This is a genomic window from Agrobacterium genomosp. 2 str. CFBP 5494, assembly GCF_900013495.1.
In the GTDB taxonomy this organism is placed as follows: domain Bacteria; phylum Pseudomonadota; class Alphaproteobacteria; order Rhizobiales; family Rhizobiaceae; genus Agrobacterium; species Agrobacterium pusense.
The window spans coordinates 1,428,813-1,450,520 of record NZ_LT009718.1 but is presented as its reverse complement, the minus strand read 5'-3'; the positions used below and the strand labels follow the sequence as shown (position 1 = coordinate 1,450,520).

Genomic DNA, 21,708 nt, shown 5'->3' with positions numbered 1-21,708 from the left:
GGGTCTACTCCAGATTTTGGACCTGCTCGCGGAACTGGTCGATAACCACTTTCAGCTCTATACCTGCTGCGGTTACCGCACTGGCGTTCGATTTGGAACAGATTGTATTCGACTCACGGTTAAATTCCTGTGCAAGAAAATCGAGCTTACGGCCAGCCGGACCGCCATTGGCCAAAAGCTCTCGCGAGGCCTGCACATGGGCATGCAGCCGATCGATCTCTTCGCGCAGATCCGCCTTGGTGGCGATCAGCGCCGCCTCGGCATGAAGGCGGTCACGATCAAGCCCGTGCATGCCATCGCCAATCAGCGCAATCTGCTGAGCAAGCCTCGCCGCGATCTGCTCCGGGTGACGGGAGGGATCGCTTTCAATGATGTTCACAAGCTGCTCGATCCGGTCGATATGACCGGAAAGGATGGCGAACAGAGATGCCCCTTCCCGCTCGCGCATGTCCTTCAGCTTTTCGACTGCAACAGCGAAGCCAGCCAGCACATCGCCGTTGCGCGCAGCCAGCGCCTCCGCATCGTCTTCCGCCTCGCGAAAATCGACCAGACCGCGCAACGTAAGCAGCGTATCGAAGCTCAATGGCTTGTTGTCGACGACATCGCCCAGTTCCTTCTTGAGCGCCAGAACCGCGGCGAGAGCATCGCGATTGATGACCGCCTCGAGCCGGTTCTCGGCAACTGAGAGCGCCAGTCCCGCCTGGATATTGCCGCGGGAAAGATGCGCGCCCGCGATTTCCCTCAGCCCGGTTTCCAAGGCTTCCAGACCGGCAGGCAGACGCAGGCGCAGATCCAGCCCCTTGCCGTTTACCGAGCGTAATTCCCACGCCCAGCGGTAGCGGCCGGAGGTGCCTTCGCTGCGCGCGAAGCCGGTCATCGATTGCAACGTCATATATGGAATCCCCCCGTCATGCCGTACAAAACCGGGCCTTGTGGTCACAAGGCCCGGCCGTGATTTATCAGTTAGTTATTGGCCGGTTTTTCCGCCTCTGCACCACCAGGCTGACCATCCACGACAACTTCGGGATTCGCTCCGGCAGCCGCCTTTTCGGCCTCGATTTTGCGCCACCGGCGCACATTGGCATTGTGCTCATCCAGCGTCTTTGCGAACACATGACCGCCCGTACCATCGGCCACGAAATAAAGATCATCCGTGCGCCATGGGTTGGCAACCGCCTCCAGTGCGGCCCGGCCGGGATTGGCGATGGGCGATGGTGGCAAGCCTTTGATCACGTAAGTGTTGAACGGCGTCTGTTTCTGGAGATCCGATTGATAAATCGGCCTATCCGAAGGTTTGCCGTCGCCGCCGAACAGACCATAGATGATCGTCGGGTCGGATTGCAGACGCATGCCCTTTTTCAGGCGGTTGTAGAAGACCGAGGCAACATGGGCGCGCTCGTCATCCTTGCCGGTTTCCTTTTCGACGATCGAGGCCAGCGTCACGAACTCCTCGACGGTCTTGATCGGCAGGTCGGGATCACGCCGTTCCCAGATCATGTCGATCAGCTTGTCCTGCGCCGCGCTCATCTGATTGATGATTTCTTCGCGCTTGGTGCCACGGGTGAAGCGGTAAGTATCCGGACGCAGACTACCCTCCGGTGGCAAGGTGGCGGGAAGTTCACCATCCAGAACCTCGTCGGCAGCAAGGCGGGCGAACATCTGCTTGACCGTCAACCCCTCAGGCAGCGACACGGAATAAAGGATCGACTTGCCCGATTCCAGCAGCATCAGGATGTCCTTCATCGATGCGCCGGCCTTGATCTCATATTCGCCGGTCTTCAACGTCTGGTCCTTTTGCAGATAGCTGCCGGCCATCAGACGGAAAACGCGTGCGTTGGAAATGATGTCGTTGCGCTCGAGATTATTGGCGATCTCAATGAGACCGGCACCATTACGCACGGTGAAATGTGTATTCGTTTCAAGCGGCCCCGGCTCCTGAAACGCATTGATCATGTAATAAAAGGCGGCGATCGCCAGGACGCAAACGGCAACGGCAAGCGTCATCAGGAAGTTCAGGAAGATGACAAGCTGGCCATGGGCCTTGCGGGAGCGCTTCGGCGGCGCCGGCACCTTTTCCGGCCGCAAGGCTTCCGTCGGGGATTTCGGAATGATCGGACCGCGATTGCCTTCGCCCGCGCCGTTTTGTCCGTATGGTCCCTGGCTGTTCTGGTTCGTGTCGCTCACCGTCGGTCCTTTTCAGTTCGGCGTTGTCAGCGCTTTTTGCGCAGGTAATGCGGCAAAAACAGGTTCGGAATGGCTTCCTGCACCACATAAAGACACCGTGAAGCCTTCTTGTTCTGCCTCACGAATATCACCTCGGACAAAGCCGATGGGGGAAAGATACCTGTGGTCCGAAATCGAGCAGACCGGCAAACTCTCCCAATCAATGACTACAATATCGGCGCGAAAACCGGAATGGCTTTCGCAAGCCGAACCACGTTCTTCTAAGGAAAGAACATTCTTTTAAAGCGTCCGGCAGGAGAGCGCCGCACCGCCGGGGACGGTATTCGGCGCGGACGCCATCGCGACGGCCACAGCCGCCGCGACTTACGCTTCGTAACGGCGCAGCACGAGGGAGGCGTTTGTGCCACCGAAGCCGAAGGAATTCGAAAGCGCCACATTGACCTGCCGCTTGCGCGCCTTGTGCGGCACAAGATCGATCTTGGTCTCGACATCGGGATTGTCGAGATTCAGCGTCGGCGGAACGATGTTGTCGCGGATTGCAAGCGTAGCGAAGATCGCCTCTATGGCGCCCGCCGCACCGAGCAGATGGCCGGTGGCCGACTTGGTGGAAGACATGGAAATCTTCGAGGCCGATTCGCCGACAAGACGCTCGACAGCTCCAAGCTCAATGGTATCGGCCATGGTGGATGTGCCGTGGGCATTGATATAGTCGATATCGTCAGGCGTCAGGCCCGCCCGCTTCAGCGCCATCGACATGCAGCGGTAGGCGCCTTCGCCATCTTCGGACGGTGCCGTGATGTGATAGGCATCACCAGAAAGGCCGTAACCGACCACTTCCGCATAGATCTTCGCGCCGCGCGCCTTGGCGTGCTCCAGCTCTTCCAGAACGACGATGCCAGCACCCTCACCCATGACGAAACCATCGCGGTCGCGGTCATAAGGGCGCGAGGCTTTTTCCGGATTGTCATTGTGCTGGGTGGAAAGGGCCTTGCAGGCCGCAAAACCGGCAAGCGCGATGCGGCAGACCGGCGATTCGGCGCCACCAGCGACCATGACATCGGCATCGCCAAGCGCGATCAGCCGGGCTGCATCGCCAATGGCATGTGCACCGGTCGAGCAGGCGGTCACGACAGCGTGGTTCGGTCCGCGCAGCTTGTGGCGGATGGAAACCTGGCCGGATACGAGATTGATCAGGCGGCCGGGAATGAAAAACGGGGAAATGCGACGCGGGCCCTTGTCGCGCAGCGTATAACCGGCCTCGACGATGCCTTCCAGACCACCGATGCCGGAGCCGATCAGAACGCCGGTTGCGATCTGGTCTTCGTCGGTTTCAGGATGCCAGTCTGCATCAGCAAGCGCCATGTCGGCGGCAGCCATGCCGTAGAGGATGAAGGGATCGATCTTGCGCTGTTCCTTGGGTTCCATCCAGTCATCGGCATTGAAGGTGCCGTTGGAACCATCGCCCACGGGAATGCGGCAGGCGATCTTTGCAGGAAGGTCTTCGACTTCGAATTCAGTCACGAGACGGGCGCCGTTCTGGCCGGCCAACAGCCGTTCCCAGGTCACTTCCGTTCCACATCCAAGAGGAGATACCATGCCGGTACCGGTGATAACGACACGCCTCATCGCCAATGCTCCGCCCTTATCCAAATCATCGGTCTTCTGCGACATCGGGCACCACGGGGTGTTCACGCAATGGCGCAGCATTTCAAAATCACGGCATGAGAATCGCGGCTACCGTTCCGGGCCGTAACCTCATGCATCGCCGGGAAACGAGCACCTGTCGGAGCACGTGCCACCGGCCGATAAAACATTGGCCCGGACAAGCCGGGCCAAGACGGGAGGATATTGCACCTCCCCATGCGGGTCGATCAGGCCTGGGCCTTCTCGATGAACTTGACAGCGTCGCCGACGGTCAGGATCGAATCCGCAGCGTCGTCGGGAATTTCAACGCCGAATTCTTCTTCGAAAGCCATGACCAGTTCAACGGTATCGAGCGAATCAGCGCCCAGATCGTCAATGAAGCTGGCGCCTTCAACAACCTTGTCGGCGTCAACGCCAAGATGATCAATTACAATTTTCTTTACGCGTTCTGCGATATCGCTCATGTCGGTTTCCTCGACCTTTATTTTGAAGGGAATGCCTCGCGGCACCCTGCCCTGTTAGAAGCCCTCATGCGCCGTTCAAATCCGGCACTGCGGGCAAACCCGTTCAACCCGGTCCAAGCTAGACATCGTCACGCAAAATCGCAACGGCTTCCTGTCTCTCCGGGACGACTGTTCACAGTCTTGGCCCGCTTAACATGGTTTCAATCGGTCGAAAAGCCTGAAAACGCGCTAAGCACAGCGTATGACAGGCAATTTCGCCGAAAATCGGTCAGCGGGGCCTTGCGGCGCCAGCTACCCAAGAAGGTGCTTAAACAGCGCCGCAATCCTTTTCATGACGGACTTACGTGCCGTCAGATCATCGCCATGCCGCCGTTGACGTGCAGGGTCTGGCCGGTCATGTAGGCCGCTTCGTTGGAAGCGAGATAAAGCACGGCAGAGGCGACTTCGGCACCCGTGCCCATGCGCTTCATGGGAATGGCACCCATGATGGCGTCTTTCTGCTTGTCGTTGAGCTTGCCGGTCATCGCGCTTTCGATGAAGCCCGGGGCTACGCAGTTGACGGTAACGTTGCGGGTGGCGATTTCCTGCGCCAGCGACTTGGAAAAGCCGATCATGCCGGCCTTGGAAGCGCAATAGTTAGCCTGGCCGGGGTTACCGGTGACGCCGACGATGGAGGTGATGTTGATGATGCGGCCAAAACGGCGGCGCATCATCGGATGCGTCAGCTCGCGCGTCAGGCGGAACATCGCCGTCAGGTTCACTTCGATGACGTTATCCCAGTCTTCGTCGCTCATGCGAACGAACAGGCCATCCTTGGTGATGCCGGCGTTGTTGACGAGGATATCGACGCCTTCCAGCTCGGCTTCAGCCTTTTCACCGAGCGCTTTGACTTCAGCGCGGTCGGCAAGGTTGGCCGGGAAAATCTTGACGCGGTCGCCAAGTTCCGCCGCCAGCGCCTCAAGCTTTTCAACGCGCGTGCCGTGCAGGCCGACAGTTGCGCCCTGTTTGTGCAGAAGGCGGGCGATTTCTTCGCCGATGCCGCCGGTCGCGCCGGTTACGAGGGCCTTGCGGCCTGTCAGATCAAACATGTCCTATTCCTTCTTTAGAGCTTCGGACTGAAAATGTTGAGCGTTGTTGCGCCCTGAGGAATGTGGCTGCGGGAGAAATCCCGCCTCAGCCGATAAGCGTGGCGAGAAGCTGATCGATATCGGCAGCACCGTTGACGGCAACGCCATTCACCGTCTTGTCGATACGGCGGGCAAGGCCCGTCAGCACCTTGCCGGAACCGATTTCGTAAAGCTGGGTCACGTTGTTGGCGGCGAACCATTCCACCGTCTCACGCCAGCGCACCTGGCCCGTCACCTGCTCGACCAGCAGGCCGGCGATCTCGTTGGCGTCGGAAACGGGGGCGGCACGCACATTGGCGATGACAGGAACGACCGGATTGTGCTTTTCGACTTTGGCCAGCGCCTCGCGCATGGCTTCCGCCGCCGGCGCCATCAGCGCGGAGTGGAAGGGAGCGGAGACCGGCAGCATGATGGCGCGCTTGGCGCCCTTTTCGGAAGCGATTGCCGCTGCCTTTTCGACAGCCGCCTTGCTGCCTGATATAACCAGCTGGCCACCGCCATTGTCGTTGGCGACCTGGCACACGCCGAGAATGCCAGCCTCATCGCAAATGGCGGAAACGGCATCGTGCTCAAGCCCGATGATTGCGGCCATCGCGCCCTCACCCACCGGCACGGCGGCCTGCATGGCATTGCCGCGGATGCGCAGAAGACGGGCGGTATCGGCAACCGAGAAAGTACCGGCGGCACAGAGCGCCGAATATTCGCCGAGGGAGTGGCCCGCGACATAAGAAACGGTATCGGACAGTTTTAATCCGCGCGCCTCAAGAACGCGCATGACCGCCAGGGAGACGGCCATGAGCGCCGGCTGGGCATTGGCCGTCAGCGTCAGCGTCTCTTCAGGGCCGTTCCACATGATGTCGGAAAGCTTCTGGTCGAGCGCCTCATCGACTTCCTGAAACACGGCGCGTGCTTCCGGATAGCTATCCGCCAGCTCCTTGCCCATGCCAACAGCCTGGCTTCCCTGACCGGGAAATGTGAATGCAATACCCATGGGATGTCGTCCTTCTTGTCTGGCCTTGCCTTTATTCTTGTCGACTTCCATTCACATTCCCACCAGCGAAGTCAAGGCTTGAGGCCGCCTGCCGGCCCGGTGTGAGGGGTTTTGTCGTGCTGTTTTCCCCTTTCTTTTCATCATATTTTTTCTTGCACTGCGGCAATTCCCCATTACTTTCACACCACCTTCCAAACTATCTGGCCAAGCACCGGGACATTTCCATGAAACAGAGACTATTGGGCCGCACGGATATTTCCGTGTCTGAAATCTGCCTCGGCACCATGACATGGGGCACACAGAATACCGAAGCCGAAGCGCATGCGCAGATGGATTACGCCGTCGAAAACGGCGTGAATTTCTTCGATACGGCAGAGCTTTACCCCACCACGCCCGTTTCCGCGGAGACCCAGGGCCGGACGGAAGATTATATCGGCTCGTGGTTTGAAAAGACTGGAAAGCGCGATCAGGTCGTGCTCGCGACCAAGGTTGCCGGCTCAGGACGCGATTACATTCGTGGCGGTCGCGATATCGACGCAGCCGCAATCCGTGAGGCTGTCGATACCAGCCTCCAGCGCCTCAAGACCGACTATATAGACCTCTACCAAATCCACTGGCCGAATCGCGGCACCTATCATTTCCGCGGCGCATGGAGCTTTGACGCTTCCGGTCAGGACACGGCGCGCACGCTTGCCGAAATCACCGAAAAGCTGGAAACGCTCGGCGAACTGGTAAAGGCCGGAAAAATCCGCGCCATTGGCCTTTCCAACGAAAGCGCCTGGGGCACGCAAAAATATATCGACATCGCCGAAGCCAAGGGCCTGCCGCGCGTCGCCACGATCCAGAACGAATATAACCTGCTCTATCGCAGCTTCGATCTGGACATGGCGGAAGTCGCCCACCATGAAGATGTCGGCCTGCTCGCCTATTCACCGCTGGCAGCAGGGCTGCTGACCGGCAAATACCAGAACGGCGCCCGTCCCGCCGGTTCACGCGGAACCATCAACAAGGATCTCGGTGGCCGCCTGCAGCCGCTTCAGGAAGCACCGGTAAAGGCCTATCTGGAGCTTGCCGCCGCGCATGGTATCGACCCCGCAAAGCTCGCCATTGCCTTCTGCCTGACGCGCCCCTTCATGGCATCCGTCATCATCGGCGCCACCACGATGGAGCAGCTGAAGGTTGATATTGCGGCAGCGGATGTCACTCTTTCCGAGGACGTGCTGAAGGGCATCGCAGCCATTCACCGGCAATATCCAATGCCGATCTGATGATCGAACGGCGCGCTTTTTCGCCTCTGCCCTTGCATTCCGGGCAAAAATCCGTATAAGCGCGCTGTTCACAACACCCGGTCCAATTGGCTGGTGGCTGAACGGAGGGCTGGTTCCGGTGACGGAACAGCAGGAACCATAAGGTTTTTCCGGCCTCCCGTGTCTCCGCTCTCGACCGTCTCGAACAACGCTTTTCTTGCTTTAAGGCTCACGCCTTTTCAGGAGCAGTCGTTGAGGCTTAGCGCCGTTGCCGGGTGAAGGACGAAACGCAAGAAAGGCAAAGCTTAAATGGCTCTTTACGAACACATCTTCCTTGCCCGGCAGGATATTTCTGCCCAGCAGGTCGACGCACTTGTCGAGCAGTACAAGGGCGTTATCGAATCGTTCGGCGGCAAAGTCGGACGCATCGAGAACTGGGGTCTGAAGTCCCTCACCTACCGCATCAAGAAGAACCGCAAGGCTCACTACGCTCTCATGGACATCGACGCTCCGGCGGCCGCCATCCATGAAGTCGAGCGCCAGATGCGCATCAACGAAGACGTTCTTCGCTACATGACCATCGCCGTCGAAGCCCACGAAGAAGGCCCGTCCGCGATGATGCAGAAGCGCGACCGTGACGACCGTCCGCGCCGCGATGGCGACCGTCCGGACCGTGGCCCGCGTGAAGATCGTGGTCCCCGCGAAGACCGTCCGCGCCGTCCGCGCGAAGACCGTGCATAAGGAGAATTGACCAATGGCTGACGCATCCTCTTCCCAGGCACGCCGCCCGTTCCACCGCCGTCGCAAGACGTGCCCCTTCTCCGGCGCCAACGCTCCGAAGATCGACTACAAGGACGTACGTCTCCTGCAGCGCTACATTTCCGAGCGCGGCAAGATCGTTCCTTCCCGCATCACGGCCGTTTCCCAGAAGAAGCAGCGCGAACTCGCCCAGGCGATCAAGCGCGCCCGTTTCCTCGGCCTGCTGCCCTACGTTGTAGCGTAATGAATTGAAGCGGGGCTGCGTTTAGCGCGGCCTCGCTTTTCCAGATCCTTCCGCGTTGGGCGCGGATCGATACTCTAAATCCCATGTTGGGGATGAGGCTCTCACGAGCGATCCTCTAACTGCTTAGTTTCAGCAGGACAGCGAAGTGCAAAAGTTGAACCAGACAGTGCTGATCTCCGGCGTTCTCGCCGGCATATGCGCCGCGTTTTTAACGCTTGGCGCAACGGCACAGTCGTCCTTTTCCTTCCTGCTCTATGCCGGTTCCGCCATGCCGATCCTGATCGCAGGCATGGGCTGGGGTAATCGCGCCGCCATCGTCGCCATCATCACCACCGCCATCATCGGTGCGCTGGTCATGTCGCCGCTGTTTGCGCTGACCATCGCGATCTTCACGCTGATCCCGGCGGGCTGGCTTTCGCATCTCGCCAATCTGGCGCGCCCGGCTTCCGAAATCGGCGGCCCGGATGATCTGCTTGCCTGGTATCCGCTCTCCGGCATCGTGCTGCACCTGTGCATTCTGGTTTCGGTCGCCGTCGTCATTCTTGGCTGGATGATCGGTTACGGCCCTGATCTGGTCGCGCGCATGGTCGATATCATGATGACCTCGGTGCAGAACCGCGAACCGCTGTTCGAACCCAATGCAGAGGCGCTGGCGCAAACGAAATCGCTGCTGGTGCTGATGCTGCCGATCGTTCAGGGCGGCCTCTGGGTCATCCTTCTGTTTGCGGCCTATTATTTCGCGACCCGGCTGGTCGGCTCTTTCGGCAAGGGCCTGCGCCCGCGTGAGGACATTCCCTCGGCACTGCGCATGCATCGCAACGCGATCTTCATTTTCCTGGCCGGCATTCTCGCCATGTTCCTTGGCGGCGTGGCGGCCATGATCGGCGCGGTCATCTGCGGCACCTTTGGCGCGGGCTTCCTGATGGCGGGTTATGCCTCGCTGCACAAGCGCGCCCGCGGCAAGGACTGGCGCCTGCCGGTCCTCATTCTGGCATATCTCTCGGCGGTCTTTGTCTTTCCGCTGTTCATCATTCTCGTGTTCGGCCTCAGCGACGTGCGCAGCACGATCTCCCTGACGCCGGCGCGGAAAACCGACACTACGAACGAAACCAAACCATAGAAAGGATCAAGAAGATGGACGTTATTCTTCTCGAACGCATCAACAAGCTCGGCCAGATGGGCGAAACCGTCAAGGTTCGCGACGGCTATGCCCGTAACTTCCTGCTGCCGCAGGGCAAGGCGCTGCGCGCCAACGCCGCCAACAAGACCCGTTTCGAAACCGAGCGCGCAACGCTCGAAGCTCGTAACCTCGAGCGCAAGTCGGAAGCCCAGAAGGTTGCCGAAGCACTCGAAGGCAAGTCCTTCATCGTTGTCCGTTCGGCTGGCGAAACCGGTCAGCTGTACGGTTCTGTTGCTGCCCGCGACGTCGTTGAAATCCTGGCTGCCGAAGGCTTCAACATCGGCCGCAACCAGGTGGAGCTGAACACGCCGATCAAGACCATCGGCCTGCACAACGTTACCCTGCACCTGCACGCCGAAGTCGAGCTGCAGGTCGAGCTGAACGTTGCCCGTTCGGCTGAAGAAGCTGAGCGTCAGGCCAAGGGCGAAAGCCTCACCTCCGCTGACGCCATCTACGGCGTTGACGAGGACGCGCTGCGTCCGGAAGACTTCTTCGATCCGGAAGCTGACCGCGACGGCGACGACGAGTAAGATCTGGCCTAACGGTCAAAGGAAAACCCCTGATGGCGACATCCGGGGTTTTTTGTTTGCGTGGTCTGAGTTTGCAGAGGGGTTATCCCTCCGCAAACTCAACGCCAGACTACCTTGCCGCCGTCTCCGCCCCATCGGGCGCCTTGCTCTTGTCCACATGCACCACCACAGACATGCCCGGCGAAAGTTCTGCCGCCAGCGGCTGATCCGCGTCGATGGTGATGCGCACACCGAGACGCTGGGCGATTTTCACGAAATTGCCGGTCGCATTGTCGGGCTTGATGACGGCGAATTCCGAACCCGTGGCGGGCGAAAAACGCTCCACATGGCCGGTCAGCCTCCGGCGATGCAGCGCATCGACGGAAATCGTCACCGGTTGGCCGACCTGCATGCCCGCAAGCTGGGTCTCCTTGAAATTGGCGATAACCCAGACATCATGCGGCACAACGGCCATCAGCTGCGTGCCGGCGGTGACATATTGGCCAGTGCGCACGCCGATTTCGCCGAGCCTGCCATCCACGGGCGCACGGATTTCGGTATTGGCGAGGTCGATCCGGGCAAGCTCGACGGCCGCTTCGGCATTTGCGACCGCAGCCTGCAGCGAACTGCGGTTAACGATGATGGTCTGCAGATCCTGCCGTGAAACCTCAAGGGCGGCTTTTGCCTGCGAGAGCGATGCCCGCGCCTTTTCCAGTGCGGCATGGGCTTCTTCCTGAAGGCTGGAAGTTCCCACGCCGCTTTTTATGAGATTATCCTGCCGGTCGGATGCCAGTTGGGCCTGTTTCAGCGAGGCTTCGGCGCTGTCGACCGCGGCCTGGCTGGAAAGAATATGGGCATTGGCCGCATTTTCCTGCTGGCGTGAATTATCGAGAGCCGCCTTTTGCGTATCGAGTGTTGCTTCCGCCTGCGCCTGTTTCTGGCGATAGATGCGGTCATCAATCTTCGCCAGCAAAGCACCCTGCTTCACCTCCTGATAATCTTTCACCGGCACATCCACGACATATCCGCTAACCTGCGGGCTCATGGTCGTGACGTAACCGCGCACGAAGGCGTTGTCGGTCATTTCCACGGTGGAGAGAAAGGGCGGCAGCCGCCAGGCGTAAAGCACGAGCGCAACACCGGCGAAACCGCCGAGCAGCACGAGAATGGAAACGGGAGTAAAAAACTTCTTCAACATTTTGGCACTCTTGGAACGTTCAAGACTGGGGGGCCGGTGCGGCATCGATATCCTCCCGGAAAAGGAAGGGGCGGATGCGCAACCATGCGAGGTGGATCAAAAGCGCGGCCAGCGCCAGCGCGGAAACGACGGAGATGAGCAGGAACGTGTCATTATAGGCAAGCACATAGGCTTCCCGGCTGACCTGCTGGCCAAGAAGCGACAACCCCTCCGCCTTCAGCAATGCCGGATCGGTGATGACATGGCTGTAAGCACCGGAAAGCTGGGAGACACGCTGGGCAACGAGAGGGTTGGTGAGCAGAATGTTCTCCACCAGCACATTGGAGTGGAATTTCTCCCGCAGCGTTACGAAACTGCCGAGCAGGCCCGTCATCAGCATGGAACCGGTGATCTGCGTAAACAGGAAGATGGTGATGAAGTTCACCAGATAAGGCGCACCCCGGGCCAGTGCTGCGCCGAAACCCTTCGCCATGACAGGCGGCAGGAACATGGCCGCACCGAAGGCGATCATCATCTGGCTGAGATACATCTGTTCGGGGCGGGTGAGGTTCGTCGACTGGCTGTCCATAAAGGAACCAGCCGCGATCAGTGTCAGCGCAATGACATGGGCGGTTTCGACATATTTCGTTAACATCAGCCATGCGCAGGCCGCCCCGCCAAGAATGGTGGCAAGCAGCACGAGGGCATAAAGCATGGTGGTCTGGTCGTTGAGCAAGCCAAGCTGCTGATAGAAGCTGACCGCGGTGGAGGATTGTTCCGACGAGACCGCCCGGTAGACAAGCAGGACGGCAATGGCGTGCAGGTTGGTTTTGGAGAAAATCCAGCGCAGGTCGAGCAACGGGTTCTTACGCGGCAATTCGATGAAAGCCATCAGTGTCAGAAGCGCGATGGATGTCGCCAGCAGCGCGCCAAGCCACCAGGTTTCGAACCACCAGTAGAACCGGCCGAGCGTCAGCATGACTGCAAGGCAACCGAGACCGCCCGCAAACAAGAGATAGCTGAGGATATCCATACGCTCGATCACCTTCGCACGCGGCGGCGGTGTGACCTTGAGGACGTAAATCATGGCGAAGGAAATCAGCGCAAAACCGACCTCCATCGAATAAAGGGCATTCCAGCCATCGATCGCCAGCAGCGAGGGTGACACCATGCGCGCAAGCGGCGCCGACAACAGCGTACCTGTCAGTGCAATGCTGAATCCCAGCGAGAATTTTCGCGCGGGCGGAAAGGCCTCAAGAATATAGAGAAAGCCGAGCGAGGAAATCGGCGCGGCGGCCATGCCGCTGACGAAGCGGATGACGATGGCCGAATGCAGGTCCGTCACGAAGAGGTTGAGGCAGGAAGCAACCACGAAGGCGATGATCGAAAGTTCGGCGAAGGGCCGCAGGCCATATTGCGCGCGCACCTTGAACAAGGCGATGGAAAAGGTGGCATAGGGCGCCATATAGGCAGCGGATAACCAGGCGACCTCGGCCACCGTCGCCGAAAACTCGCCCTGCAGCTGGTAGATATTGGCCATGACGAGGTTCATGCCGAGGCCCTGCGTAATGAAAAACGACAGGCCTGCAAAAATGAAACACAGCCGCAGCCACAATGGCCGCTCCACCGTCTGAGGTGCAGCTGCGGCAGACGGAGCCTGCGTGCCGCTGCCGGCGCCGGCGTCCGGTGATTGAGCCGGGCCCGTCGTTTCTATGGGGCCATTGGCGGGCCTGTCCTTTTCGGCGGCGTCCGACGCTGCCGTTAGCGGTAAAGAGGTGCTCACGATTGCGCCCTCCCCGCTGCAAGATTTTGCAGATTGGCCGAAAGCCGCCGCATGACATCCAGCGCCATTGCCAGCTCCTGCGAGGAGATATCGGCGGCGATTTCCGAACGCAGCGACTTTGCCATTTCCTGCACCGTCTGCGAGGTTTCTTCGCCCTCCGCCGTCATGTGAATACGTTTGGCACGCCGGTCGTTCTCATCGGATCGGCGTTCGATGAGGTTCTGCTTCTCCATGCCATCAAGCACCCGCACCAGTGTCGGCGTCTCGATTTCCATTTCCTCGGCAAGCTCCGTCTGCGTCAACGGTCCGCGCCGCGAGAGCGCGAAAAGCGCACGCGCACGCGCCAGCGTCAGCCCGCTTTCCCCTACCCGCGCATCGAAAAACGCGCGCAGTTTGCGGGTGAAAGCGGAAACTTCATCGAGAAGCTGTTCCTTGTCGGTCTCGCGGGACATGTCAGCAAGCCTTATAATTAGTACACTACTTATTTTCTGCCTATTTATTCGTAAGGCTGACGATTTTCAAGTTTCTTTCGTGCCGGGTCTGCCATGCGGTAAACTCATGGCGGCGAATCACGTTGCCGGGAAATTTCCCGCTTTGTCCCCATCCCGCCTGTGGATTGCTGGGGACAACTGAAGATGTGATCCGACTTCGCTCAGCGGACGTCGGCCTGCCATGGAGTGTTGCAACAATATCATTGACTGCAATGGCACAGAAAGCCAAACCCGAGGTGTAAGAACAGGCAAAGGGAGATCGCGCAAACCATGAACGACGCTGTGAGAAAGATCACCCCCGCGCAACCGGCGGAACCGCATTACCGCGAAGCGCCGAACAATATCGAGGCCGAACAGGCGCTGCTCGGCGCCATCCTCGTCAATAACGACGCCTATTACCGCGTATCGGACTTCTTGAAGCCCGTGCACCTCTACGAACCGCTGCACCGCAAGATTTTCGAGGTGGCAGGCGATATCATCCGCATGGGCAAGACCGCCAATCCGGTGACGATCAAGACCTTCCTGCCGGCCGACGACAAGATCGGCGACCTGACGGTGGCGCAGTATCTCGCGCGTCTGGCGGCAGAAGCCGTGTCGATCATCAACGCGGAAGATTACGGCCGGGCGATCTATGATCTGGCGCTGCGCCGCGCGCTGATCCAGATCGGCGAGGATGTCGTCAACATCGCCTATGACGCGCCGCTCGACATGCCGCCGCAGGCACAGATCGAAGACACCGAACGGCGCCTGTTCGAACTGGCGGAAACCGGCCGTTACGACGGCGGCTTCCAGTCGTTCAACGACGCGGTGGCGCTGGCGATCGACATGGCGGGCGCGGCTTTCGAGCGCGACGGTAACCTCTCCGGCATCTCCACCGGCATCCACTCGCTTGACGCCCGCATGGGTGGCTTGCAGCGTTCCGACCTTATCGTGCTTGCCGGTCGTCCGGGTATGGGCAAGACCTCGCTTGCGACCAACATCGCCTACAATATCGCCGCTTCCTATGAGCAGGAAGTGCAGCCAGACGGTTCGTTCAAGGCGAAAAATGGCGGCGTTGTCGGTTTCTACTCGCTCGAAATGTCCTCCGAACAGCTGGCAACGCGTATCATTTCAGAGCAGACCGAAGTTTCCTCGTCGAAAATCCGTCGCGGTGACATCACCGAGGCCGATTTCGAAAAACTCGTCGCCTGCTCACAGATGATGCAGAAGGTGCCGCTTTACATCGACCAGACCGGTGGTATCTCGATTGCCCAGCTTTCCGCGCGCGCCCGCCGCCTGAAGCGCCAGCGCGGCCTCGATGTTCTGGTGGTCGACTACGTTCAGCTGATGACCGGCTCCGGCAAGAGCGGCGAAAACCGCGTGCAGGAAATCACCCAGATCACCACGGGCCTGAAGGCGTTGGGCAAGGAACTCAATGTTCCGATCATCGCGCTGTCACAGCTCTCCCGTGCGGTGGAGAGCCGCGAAGACAAGCGCCCGCAGCTTTCCGACCTGCGTGAATCAGGTTCCATCGAGCAGGACGCCGACGTGGTGCTGTTCGTGTTCCGCGAGGAATATTACGTCAAGAACATGGAGCCGCGCGATCCTGCCGATCCGAAATATGCCGAGTGGGAAGCGCTGTTCGACAAGGTAAAAGGCACGGCTGACGTCATCATCGCCAAGCAGCGTCACGGACCGACTGGCACCGTGAAGCTTGCCTTCCAGTCCGAATTCACCCGCTTTACGGACCTGGCCGATCCAAGCTTCAGCCAATACGAAGAACATTGAGGCGACAATAATGGCCGGGAGGGTATGTTTACCGTCTCGGCTATTTCCCACGTTCCCGAAACAAGGCTCGAGTCCTTTCAAGACGTTGGTGGCCTTTTCTCACAATCCGATTCCACGCATCAGCGCCACGCCAGCAACACCGAGCGTTGCGGCCGGCAGAAGGCTGAGGCGCAGCGCCGCAACCGCGGTAATTGCGCAGGCGATAGTTTCCGCCGGCCCGCTGGCGAGCGCCGTCGGCGTCACCACGGCCATCAGGACGGCGGGCGGCACCACGCCAAGCGCCTTTTTCAAGCGCGGTGTCAGCGTAAAATGAGTGACCAGCAACAGGCCGCCAAGGCGCGTGGCGACGGTTGCCGCCATCATGGCAAGGATTGTCAGCAGCGTATTCGGGTCGAGCGTCATGCCGGCTGCTCCGCCTGTTCCTCGTGGCCGAAGGCGGCGACTGCGAGACCCGCCAGCGCGCCGGCGGCGATATACCAGGCGCCGGGAACCAGCGCGTGGGTGAGACAGGCGGCGGCGGCGCTTGCCAGAAGCACGAAACCGGTTTCCCTGCCCTTCCAGAACCCCATGAGCAGCACGATGAAGACGGCGGGAAAGGCGAAATCCAGACCGATGACCGACATATCCCCCACCACTGAGCCGAGCAGCGCGCCGGCAAGGGTTGCGAGGTTCCAGACGAGATAGATCGAGAGCGCAGCGCCGGTGAAAAAGGCCGCCGTCAGCCTGTTTGCAATAACACGAAACTCCGACAACGCCCAGGATTCATCCGTCAGCACCAGCATGGCCGCATATTTCCGCCAGCCCCGGAAATCGTCCAGCTTGCCAGCGATGGAAGCGCTCATCAGCACGTGGCGCAGATTGACGAGCAGCGCCGCAAAGCCGAGCGCGCTCCAGCTAGCCGGATGGGCCCATAAGTCCATCGCCACGAATTGCGAGCCGCCGGCGAAGACCAGCAGCGACATCAGCGAGGCTTCGAGCGGCGACAGGCCCTTGCCGATGGCGACCGCGCCAAACACGACGCCGATCGGCACCATGGCCACGAGCAATGGCGCGGCGGCCCGTAATCCCGCGACGAATTCCGTCCTTTTGTCCCATATCGACATCGCTTTCTCCCTTTCAGGAGAGCGATTACGCGTAAGACATCCACCGGTCTTGTACGAAAGTGACGTCACACAGGAATGCGTGTGCCGGCATCACCCCATGCGAAACTGGCCCGGGGTAATGCCGGTGCGCGCCTTGAAATGCCGGGTGAAATGCGCCTGGTCCGCAAAACCGCACATCGCCGCCACCTCGGCCGGCATCTCGCCGGCGCGCAGAAGCCGACGCGCCCTGCGGATGCGCACGTCGGTCAGATAGGCGTGCGGGGTGATGTGGAACTCTTTCCTGAAAGCACGGATAAGGTGTGCGCGGCTGAGACCGGCAATGGAAGCCAGTTCCTCAAGGCCGATATCGGTCTCGTAATTGTCGGAAAGGTAGTCGCGGGCGGTGTAAACCGCCGTTTTCTCGCGCGTTTCGACCGGCAGAATAATGGCGCTGCCATACCTGCCGAAAAGGGCGGCGAGAACCGAGAACATGCCCTCATCCGCCTCGAGGGCACCGGATTTCTCCTCCAGACGCCGGTGCGCCATCTGAAAGGCGGCCGCCATCTGCGGATCGCGCGGCAGAAACTTCGGGAATGAAGGCGTACCGTGGAAGGCCCTGCCTGTCACATCCTCGATGATATCGCGCAGCAGTGCGGTGTCGGGATAGATCATCCGGTAACGGTAACCGCCGCCGCCTGGTGCACCATCGTGAATCTCGTCGGGATTGATGAGATAGAGATGCCCCGGCCCCGTCTGTTCGGTAGTGCCCTGAATGGTGGAAATCTGCGAGCCACTTTCGATGGCGCCTATCGAAAACGTGTCATGGGCGTGAGGCGAATATTCATGGGTGAGAAACGTAGCACTCAGGCATTCCATGCCGCCAAAACGTCCGTCCCGCCAGAAACGCGTGGTTTCCGTCGTGGCGACGGGCATGAAATCGAGGGCCTGTTCCTGCGAAACATTGTGCATGAGCGAAGTTTAGAGCATTCGATCCTTACCGTCTTGAACAAAAGTGCTAGGGTCTGGTCGGTTCCAAAATCAACCGGACGCATGGCATGACAGACGACTTCGAGGATACATTCGCTGAAACCGAAACCGACGCTTTCGAACACGCGCCACTGCGGCTGACCGTCGATCTCGGTGCGCTGGCCGATAATTGGCGGGACATGAGGAGACGCTCCGGTAAGGCGCGGACAGCGGCCGTCGTGAAGGCCGATGCCTATGGCCTCGGCATCGAGGATTGCGGCGCAGCGCTCTACCACGCCGGCGCGCGCGACTTCTTCGTGGCAACGGTTGCCGAGGGTGAGACCCTGCGTTCCTATGCACCTGAAGCACGCATCTTCGTCCTGTCAGGCATCTGGCAGGGCCAGGAACGGCAGGTCTTCGACAATGATCTGGTGCCGGTTCTCGCCTCCGAGGAGCAACTCTCCTTCTGGATGGCGACGGTGGCCGAGCGTGGCGATCACCCCTGCGCACTGCATGTGGACACCGGCTTCAACCGTCTCGGACTGCCGCTCGACGATGCGCTGTTTCTGGCCGACGACGTGACCCGGCCGGCAAGTTTTGACCCGGTTCTGGTGCTGTCCCATCTCGCCTGTGCCGACACGCCCTCCTCGCCGATGAACAGGGCTCAGCTCGAATCATTCCGGACGGTTAGCACTGCTTTCGAAGGTATCGAATCAAGCCTCTCGGCTTCCGCCGGTATCTTTCTCGGCCCGGATTATCATTTCGACCTTACCCGTCCCGGCATAGCGCTCTATGGCGGAGAGGCGGTCAACGACGTTGCAAATCCCATGCGGCCGGTCGCCAAAGCCGAAGCGCGCATCATCCAGATCCGCGATGCGGGCGAAGGCCAGACCGTCAGTTATGGCGGCACCTTTCTGCTGAAACGCGCAAGCCGCCTCGCCATCGCGACTGTCGGTTACGCGGACGGATACCAGCGTTCGCTGTCCGGTTCCGGCATTCCGCTGCGCGAAATGGGCCATGGCGGCGCATACGGTGTCGTCAACGGCTACAAGGTGCCGGTTGCTGGCCGCGTCACCATGGACCTCACCATCTTCGACGTGACGGATGTTCCGGCCAATGCCATTCGAACCGGAGACTATGTCGAGCTTTTCGGTCCCAATGTGCCCGTAGACGAGAGTGCACGGGCGGCAGGAACGATCGGCTATGAGATGTTGACAGGACTTGGTCTGCGATATGAGCGGCAATATCTGATGGCGGATGACTGAGACGCGCCTTTAGCGCTTGGAAAGCTCACGCGACCTGTGTTAAAAGAGAACAAAGGGAGATCGAAATGCCCGAAATCCATTTGAGCGAGCAGGACGAGAAATTCATCGAGGAGCAGGTGGCGGCTGGCGTCTATAGCGATGCGGATGCAGTGATTTCTGCTGGACTTCGCTTGCTGGGCAGCGATGAGGGAAAGAAAGCGGCACTCAAGCTGCTGCTGCAGGAAGGAATTGATGATGCTGACGCCGGCCGTGTTCACAGCTATCGGTCGCGAGATGCTTTCCTGAGCGACATCAAGAACCTGTCCGCGCAACAAAAAACGGGGACCGATCATTAATATCCGGACCGTTATCTGGACCGCGCGGGCAAGGCAGGACGTCGCTGAAGATCACGCCTATATCGCAGTGGAAAATCCGGCCGCGGCCGACCGTCTCGCGCTTGAAATTTTTGACAAGGTCGAATCGCTAGCGGCGCTCGGCCTGTCCGGCGTCTCACGAAGCTGCTATGGAGCAGGGCTTCGCAGCATTGCCTATCGGGGCCGCGTGATTTTCTTCCGCATCAACGAGAATGAGCTTACGGTCCTGCGCGTCCTCCACGGCCACCAAGACATCTCCGCAGAACATTTCAAACAAGAAGAAAACTGACATAGATGGCCAAAGCCAAGACTCAATTCGTGTGCCAGAACTGCGGCACGGTTCATACCCGATGGGCGGGAAAATGCGAAGGCTGCGGCGAGTGGAATACCATCGTCGAGGAAGACCCGATGGGCGGCATCGGATCCGGCCCGGGCAAGGCTCCCAAGAAGGGCCGGCCAGTCACACTCACCTCGCTTTCCGGTGAAATCGAAGAAGCCCCCCGCATCCCGACCGGCATCAGCGAACTTGATCGGGCGACCGGCGGCGGTTTCGTGCGCGGTTCGGCCGTTCTGATCGGTGGGGATCCCGGCATCGGCAAATCGACGCTCCTCATGCAGGCGGCCGCCGCCCTTTCGCGGCGCGGCCATCGCATCATCTATGTCTCCGGCGAAGAGGCGGTGGCGCAGGTGCGTCTGCGTGCGCAACGTCTGGGGGCTGCGGAAACCGATGTGCTTCTGGCGGCGGAAACCAATGTCGAGGATATTCTGGCGACGATTTCCGAAGGCAAGCGGCCCGATCTCGTCATCATCGATTCCATCCAGACATTGTGGAGCGATACCGCCGATTCCGCCCCCGGCACGGTGACACAGGTGCGCACCGGCGTGCAGGCGATGATCCGTTTCGCCAAGCAGACAGGCGCGACCATGGTGCTTGTCGGCCATGTCACCAAGGAAGGCCAGATCGCTGGCCCGCGCGTGGTGGAGCACATGGTCGATGCCGTCCTTTATTTCGAAGGTGACCGCGGCCACCATTACCGCATCCTTCGAACCGTCAAGAACCGCTTCGGGCCGACCGATGAAATCGGCGTGTTCGAAATGTCGGATCGCGGCCTCAGGGAAGTGTCCAATCCATCCGAACTGTTTCTGGGAGAACGCAACGAAAAATCACCGGGCGCTGCGGTTTTTGCCGGCATCGAGGGGACACGCCCCGTGCTCGTTGAAGTGCAGGCGCTGGTCGCGCCAACCTCGCTCGGTACACCGCGCCGCGCGGTGGTCGGCTGGGATTCGTCGCGACTCGCCATGATTCTCGCGGTATTGGAGGCCCATTGCGGCGTGAAGCTCGGTCAGCACGATGTCTATCTCAACGTCGCCGGAGGCTACCGGATTTCCGAGCCGGCCGCCGATATGGCTATTGCTTCTGCGCTGGTTTCCTCGCTTGCCGGTCTTGCCCTGCCCGCCGATTGCGTCTATTTCGGCGAAATCAGCCTGTCGGGCGCGGTGCGCCCGGTCTCGCATACGGGCCAGCGATTGAAAGAAGCTGAAAAACTCGGCTTTTCCGCCGCACTTCTGCCTTCTGCTTCGGCTGAATTGCCGAAAGGCGGCAAGGGGCGCTGGACGGAAATCGAAAGCCTTCCGGACCTCGTGGCCCGCATCGCCGGCTCCGGCAACCGGTTCAAACAGGTTGAGGACTACGAATATTGATCCTTTCGCCAAAGGAAACAGTGGTGTAAGAGGATCGCAAAATTGGCAAGGCAGCGCCTGACAGGGCGTCGCACCTCCGGAGTTGGTATATGCCCATTACAATTTTCGACGGCATCGTCATCGCCGTTGTTCTTTTCTCCGCCATTCTCGCGATGGTCCGCGGTTTTTCCCGCGAAATCCTGTCGATTGCGAGCTGGGCCGGTTCGGTCGCCGCCGCCTATTATCTTTATCCGGTCCTGCTGCCCTATGCGCGCAACTATACCGATGACGACAAGATCGCCATTGCCGGTTCGGCGGGCGTCGTTTTCCTCGTCTCGCTGATCGTGATTTCCTTCATCACCTCGCGTATTGCCGATTTCATCATCGACAGCCGCATCGGCGCACTGGATCGCACGCTGGGCTTCCTGTTCGGCGCGGCGCGCGGCATCCTGCTTCTAGTGGTTGCGGTCGCCTTCTGGAACTGGCTGGTGGATGTGAAGACGCAGCCGGAATGGGTGACGCAGGCGAAGTCCAAGCCCTTCCTTGACGGGCTGGTTGGCAAGCTGGAGGCGGTTCTGCCTGACGATATCGAGCCGCAGATTCGCGCTCGCATCCTTGGAAAACCGCAGGAACAGACGACCACGCAGGCGCCTGCCGAAGATGTGCCGGCAACAAATCTGCCGGCAACGAATAATTGACACAGTGTCGCGTCTTGCAATGCATGCAAGGCGCGCTATTTGTGCTAAATATCAAGCACGACACAGACGGACCGACCGGGAGAGATACTCGCCGGCG

Annotated in this window: 23 protein-coding genes; 11 read left to right on the top strand and 12 right to left on the bottom strand. The window is 59.8% G+C overall.

The annotated features are described in order from the left end of the window. Nucleotides 1–4: 4 nt before the first annotated feature. The 6 genes from AGR2A_RS07025 to fabD form a co-directional block, all read right to left on the bottom strand. Nucleotides 5–892, bottom strand: a complete 888-nt coding sequence (locus tag AGR2A_RS07025; protein ID WP_072494255.1) for a YicC/YloC family endoribonuclease — start codon at nucleotides 890–892, stop codon at nucleotides 5–7. A gap of 71 nt (nucleotides 893–963) precedes the next feature. Next, the gene (gene mltG / locus AGR2A_RS07020) at nucleotides 964–2,184 is read right to left on the bottom strand and encodes an endolytic transglycosylase MltG (protein WP_004441060.1); all 1,221 of its coding nucleotides are present in this window, start codon (nucleotides 2,182–2,184) and stop codon (nucleotides 964–966) included. 363 nt (nucleotides 2,185–2,547) lie between these two features. Further along, complete coding sequence (fabF, locus tag AGR2A_RS07015; RefSeq protein WP_004441057.1) at nucleotides 2,548–3,810, bottom strand: beta-ketoacyl-ACP synthase II; 1,263 nt, start codon at nucleotides 3,808–3,810, stop codon at nucleotides 2,548–2,550. Between the two features lie 245 nt (nucleotides 3,811–4,055). Next, nucleotides 4,056–4,292 (bottom strand): acyl carrier protein, encoded by a 237-nt coding sequence (locus AGR2A_RS07010; protein ID WP_003502080.1) that lies wholly within the window; start codon nucleotides 4,290–4,292, stop codon nucleotides 4,056–4,058. 350 nt (nucleotides 4,293–4,642) lie between these two features. Then, a complete protein-coding gene (fabG, locus tag AGR2A_RS07005; RefSeq protein WP_035207662.1) occupies nucleotides 4,643–5,380 on the bottom strand; it encodes a 3-oxoacyl-[acyl-carrier-protein] reductase in 738 nt (245 codons plus the stop codon). Nucleotides 5,381–5,465: 85 nt separating this feature from the next. Continuing rightward, nucleotides 5,466–6,410, bottom strand: coding sequence for an ACP S-malonyltransferase (fabD, locus tag AGR2A_RS07000; protein ID WP_072494897.1), 945 nt, complete (start codon nucleotides 6,408–6,410; stop codon nucleotides 5,466–5,468). A 224-nt stretch (nucleotides 6,411–6,634) separates the two neighbouring features. Between fabD and AGR2A_RS06995 the strand changes: the two genes are divergently transcribed. From AGR2A_RS06995 to rplI, 5 genes are all read left to right on the top strand, one after another. Then, entirely contained in the window at nucleotides 6,635–7,678 is a 1,044-nt protein-coding gene (locus tag AGR2A_RS06995; protein WP_072494254.1) for an aldo/keto reductase, read from the top strand. A gap of 288 nt (nucleotides 7,679–7,966) precedes the next feature. After that, the gene (gene rpsF / locus AGR2A_RS06985) at nucleotides 7,967–8,398 is read left to right on the top strand and encodes a 30S ribosomal protein S6 (RefSeq protein WP_004441041.1); all 432 of its coding nucleotides are present in this window, start codon (nucleotides 7,967–7,969) and stop codon (nucleotides 8,396–8,398) included. Nucleotides 8,399–8,411: 13 nt separating this feature from the next. Beyond that, nucleotides 8,412–8,660, top strand: coding sequence for a 30S ribosomal protein S18 (gene rpsR, locus AGR2A_RS06980; RefSeq protein WP_003502063.1), 249 nt, complete (start codon nucleotides 8,412–8,414; stop codon nucleotides 8,658–8,660). Between the two features lie 145 nt (nucleotides 8,661–8,805). Next, a complete protein-coding gene (locus tag AGR2A_RS06975) occupies nucleotides 8,806–9,780 on the top strand; it encodes a hypothetical protein (RefSeq protein WP_004441038.1) in 975 nt (324 codons plus the stop codon). 14 nt (nucleotides 9,781–9,794) lie between these two features. Then, nucleotides 9,795–10,370, top strand: a complete 576-nt coding sequence (gene rplI, locus AGR2A_RS06970; protein WP_004441037.1) for a 50S ribosomal protein L9 — start codon at nucleotides 9,795–9,797, stop codon at nucleotides 10,368–10,370. Nucleotides 10,371–10,479: 109 nt separating this feature from the next. Here the strand turns inward: rplI and AGR2A_RS06965 are convergent, their stop codons facing one another. From AGR2A_RS06965 to AGR2A_RS06955, 3 genes are read right to left on the bottom strand one after another with little or no spacing between them, the layout of a single operon-like run. Further along, nucleotides 10,480–11,547 carry an HlyD family secretion protein gene (locus AGR2A_RS06965; protein WP_072494896.1) on the bottom strand — a complete coding sequence of 356 codons (1,068 nt, stop codon included), beginning with the start codon at nucleotides 11,545–11,547 and terminating at the stop codon, nucleotides 10,480–10,482. Between the two features lie 19 nt (nucleotides 11,548–11,566). After that, complete coding sequence (locus AGR2A_RS06960) at nucleotides 11,567–13,309, bottom strand: MFS transporter (protein WP_072494253.1); 1,743 nt, start codon at nucleotides 13,307–13,309, stop codon at nucleotides 11,567–11,569. Further along, nucleotides 13,306–13,761 carry a MarR family winged helix-turn-helix transcriptional regulator gene (locus AGR2A_RS06955; RefSeq protein ID WP_004441032.1) on the bottom strand — a complete coding sequence of 152 codons (456 nt, stop codon included), beginning with the start codon at nucleotides 13,759–13,761 and terminating at the stop codon, nucleotides 13,306–13,308. The genes AGR2A_RS06960 and AGR2A_RS06955 overlap by 4 nt, the downstream gene beginning before the upstream one ends. A gap of 309 nt (nucleotides 13,762–14,070) precedes the next feature. Here AGR2A_RS06955 and AGR2A_RS06950 point away from each other — a divergent pair, with 309 nt between their 5' ends. Continuing rightward, nucleotides 14,071–15,567, top strand: coding sequence for a replicative DNA helicase (locus tag AGR2A_RS06950; protein WP_004441029.1), 1,497 nt, complete (start codon nucleotides 14,071–14,073; stop codon nucleotides 15,565–15,567). A 99-nt stretch (nucleotides 15,568–15,666) separates the two neighbouring features. On the opposite strand, the gene AGR2A_RS06945 is transcribed toward AGR2A_RS06950, so the two are convergent. From AGR2A_RS06945 to AGR2A_RS06935, 3 genes are all read right to left on the bottom strand, one after another. Next, nucleotides 15,667–15,969: an AzlD family protein gene (locus AGR2A_RS06945; protein ID WP_072494252.1), complete on the bottom strand. Its 303-nt coding sequence runs from the start codon at nucleotides 15,967–15,969 to the stop codon at nucleotides 15,667–15,669. Continuing rightward, a complete protein-coding gene (locus AGR2A_RS06940) occupies nucleotides 15,966–16,670 on the bottom strand; it encodes an AzlC family ABC transporter permease (RefSeq protein ID WP_072494251.1) in 705 nt (234 codons plus the stop codon). The genes AGR2A_RS06945 and AGR2A_RS06940 overlap by 4 nt, the downstream gene beginning before the upstream one ends. A 90-nt stretch (nucleotides 16,671–16,760) precedes the next feature. Beyond that, nucleotides 16,761–17,618, bottom strand: coding sequence for an AraC family transcriptional regulator (locus AGR2A_RS06935; RefSeq protein WP_072494250.1), 858 nt, complete (start codon nucleotides 17,616–17,618; stop codon nucleotides 16,761–16,763). A gap of 86 nt (nucleotides 17,619–17,704) precedes the next feature. Here AGR2A_RS06935 and alr point away from each other — a divergent pair, with 86 nt between their 5' ends. From alr to AGR2A_RS06910, 5 genes are all read left to right on the top strand, one after another. Further along, complete coding sequence (gene alr / locus AGR2A_RS06930) at nucleotides 17,705–18,880, top strand: alanine racemase (RefSeq protein ID WP_072494249.1); 1,176 nt, start codon at nucleotides 17,705–17,707, stop codon at nucleotides 18,878–18,880. Nucleotides 18,881–18,945: 65 nt separating this feature from the next. Then, complete coding sequence (locus AGR2A_RS06925; RefSeq protein ID WP_006700150.1) at nucleotides 18,946–19,215, top strand: type II toxin-antitoxin system ParD family antitoxin; 270 nt, start codon at nucleotides 18,946–18,948, stop codon at nucleotides 19,213–19,215. Continuing rightward, entirely contained in the window at nucleotides 19,208–19,522 is a 315-nt protein-coding gene (locus AGR2A_RS06920; RefSeq protein WP_313475785.1) for a type II toxin-antitoxin system RelE/ParE family toxin, read from the top strand. The genes AGR2A_RS06925 and AGR2A_RS06920 overlap by 8 nt, the downstream gene beginning before the upstream one ends. Before the next feature lie 5 nt (nucleotides 19,523–19,527). Beyond that, nucleotides 19,528–20,934: a DNA repair protein RadA gene (radA, locus tag AGR2A_RS06915; protein ID WP_072494247.1), complete on the top strand. Its 1,407-nt coding sequence runs from the start codon at nucleotides 19,528–19,530 to the stop codon at nucleotides 20,932–20,934. 89 nt (nucleotides 20,935–21,023) lie between these two features. Next, the gene (locus AGR2A_RS06910; protein ID WP_072494246.1) at nucleotides 21,024–21,611 is read left to right on the top strand and encodes a CvpA family protein; all 588 of its coding nucleotides are present in this window, start codon (nucleotides 21,024–21,026) and stop codon (nucleotides 21,609–21,611) included. Nucleotides 21,612–21,708 lie beyond the last annotated feature (97 nt).

What these genes read in the sequence shown, in the direction of transcription:
- AGR2A_RS07025 (WP_072494255.1), bottom strand. Translation starts at nt 892, where the DNA reads ATGACGTTGCAATCGATGACCGGCTTCGCGCGCAGCGAAGGCACCTCC.
- fabF (WP_004441057.1), bottom strand. Translation starts at nt 3,810, where the DNA reads ATGAGGCGTGTCGTTATCACCGGTACCGGCATGGTATCTCCTCTTGGA.
- AGR2A_RS07010 (WP_003502080.1), bottom strand. Translation starts at nt 4,292, where the DNA reads ATGAGCGATATCGCAGAACGCGTAAAGAAAATTGTAATTGATCATCTT.
- fabG (WP_035207662.1), bottom strand. Translation starts at nt 5,380, where the DNA reads ATGTTTGATCTGACAGGCCGCAAGGCCCTCGTAACCGGCGCGACCGGC.
- fabD (WP_072494897.1), bottom strand. Translation starts at nt 6,410, where the DNA reads ATGGGTATTGCATTCACATTTCCCGGTCAGGGAAGCCAGGCTGTTGGC.
- AGR2A_RS06995 (WP_072494254.1), top strand. Translation starts at nt 6,635, where the DNA reads ATGAAACAGAGACTATTGGGCCGCACGGATATTTCCGTGTCTGAAATC.
- rpsF (WP_004441041.1), top strand. Translation starts at nt 7,967, where the DNA reads ATGGCTCTTTACGAACACATCTTCCTTGCCCGGCAGGATATTTCTGCC.
- rpsR (WP_003502063.1), top strand. Translation starts at nt 8,412, where the DNA reads ATGGCTGACGCATCCTCTTCCCAGGCACGCCGCCCGTTCCACCGCCGT.
- rplI (WP_004441037.1), top strand. Translation starts at nt 9,795, where the DNA reads ATGGACGTTATTCTTCTCGAACGCATCAACAAGCTCGGCCAGATGGGC.
- AGR2A_RS06965 (WP_072494896.1), bottom strand. Translation starts at nt 11,547, where the DNA reads ATGTTGAAGAAGTTTTTTACTCCCGTTTCCATTCTCGTGCTGCTCGGC.
- AGR2A_RS06955 (WP_004441032.1), bottom strand. Translation starts at nt 13,761, where the DNA reads ATGTCCCGCGAGACCGACAAGGAACAGCTTCTCGATGAAGTTTCCGCT.
- AGR2A_RS06950 (WP_004441029.1), top strand. Translation starts at nt 14,071, where the DNA reads ATGAACGACGCTGTGAGAAAGATCACCCCCGCGCAACCGGCGGAACCG.
- AGR2A_RS06945 (WP_072494252.1), bottom strand. Translation starts at nt 15,969, where the DNA reads ATGACGCTCGACCCGAATACGCTGCTGACAATCCTTGCCATGATGGCG.
- AGR2A_RS06940 (WP_072494251.1), bottom strand. Translation starts at nt 16,670, where the DNA reads ATGTCGATATGGGACAAAAGGACGGAATTCGTCGCGGGATTACGGGCC.
- AGR2A_RS06935 (WP_072494250.1), bottom strand. Translation starts at nt 17,618, where the DNA reads ATGCACAATGTTTCGCAGGAACAGGCCCTCGATTTCATGCCCGTCGCC.
- alr (WP_072494249.1), top strand. Translation starts at nt 17,705, where the DNA reads ATGACAGACGACTTCGAGGATACATTCGCTGAAACCGAAACCGACGCT.
- AGR2A_RS06925 (WP_006700150.1), top strand. Translation starts at nt 18,946, where the DNA reads ATGCCCGAAATCCATTTGAGCGAGCAGGACGAGAAATTCATCGAGGAG.
- radA (WP_072494247.1), top strand. Translation starts at nt 19,528, where the DNA reads ATGGCCAAAGCCAAGACTCAATTCGTGTGCCAGAACTGCGGCACGGTT.
- AGR2A_RS06910 (WP_072494246.1), top strand. Translation starts at nt 21,024, where the DNA reads ATGCCCATTACAATTTTCGACGGCATCGTCATCGCCGTTGTTCTTTTC.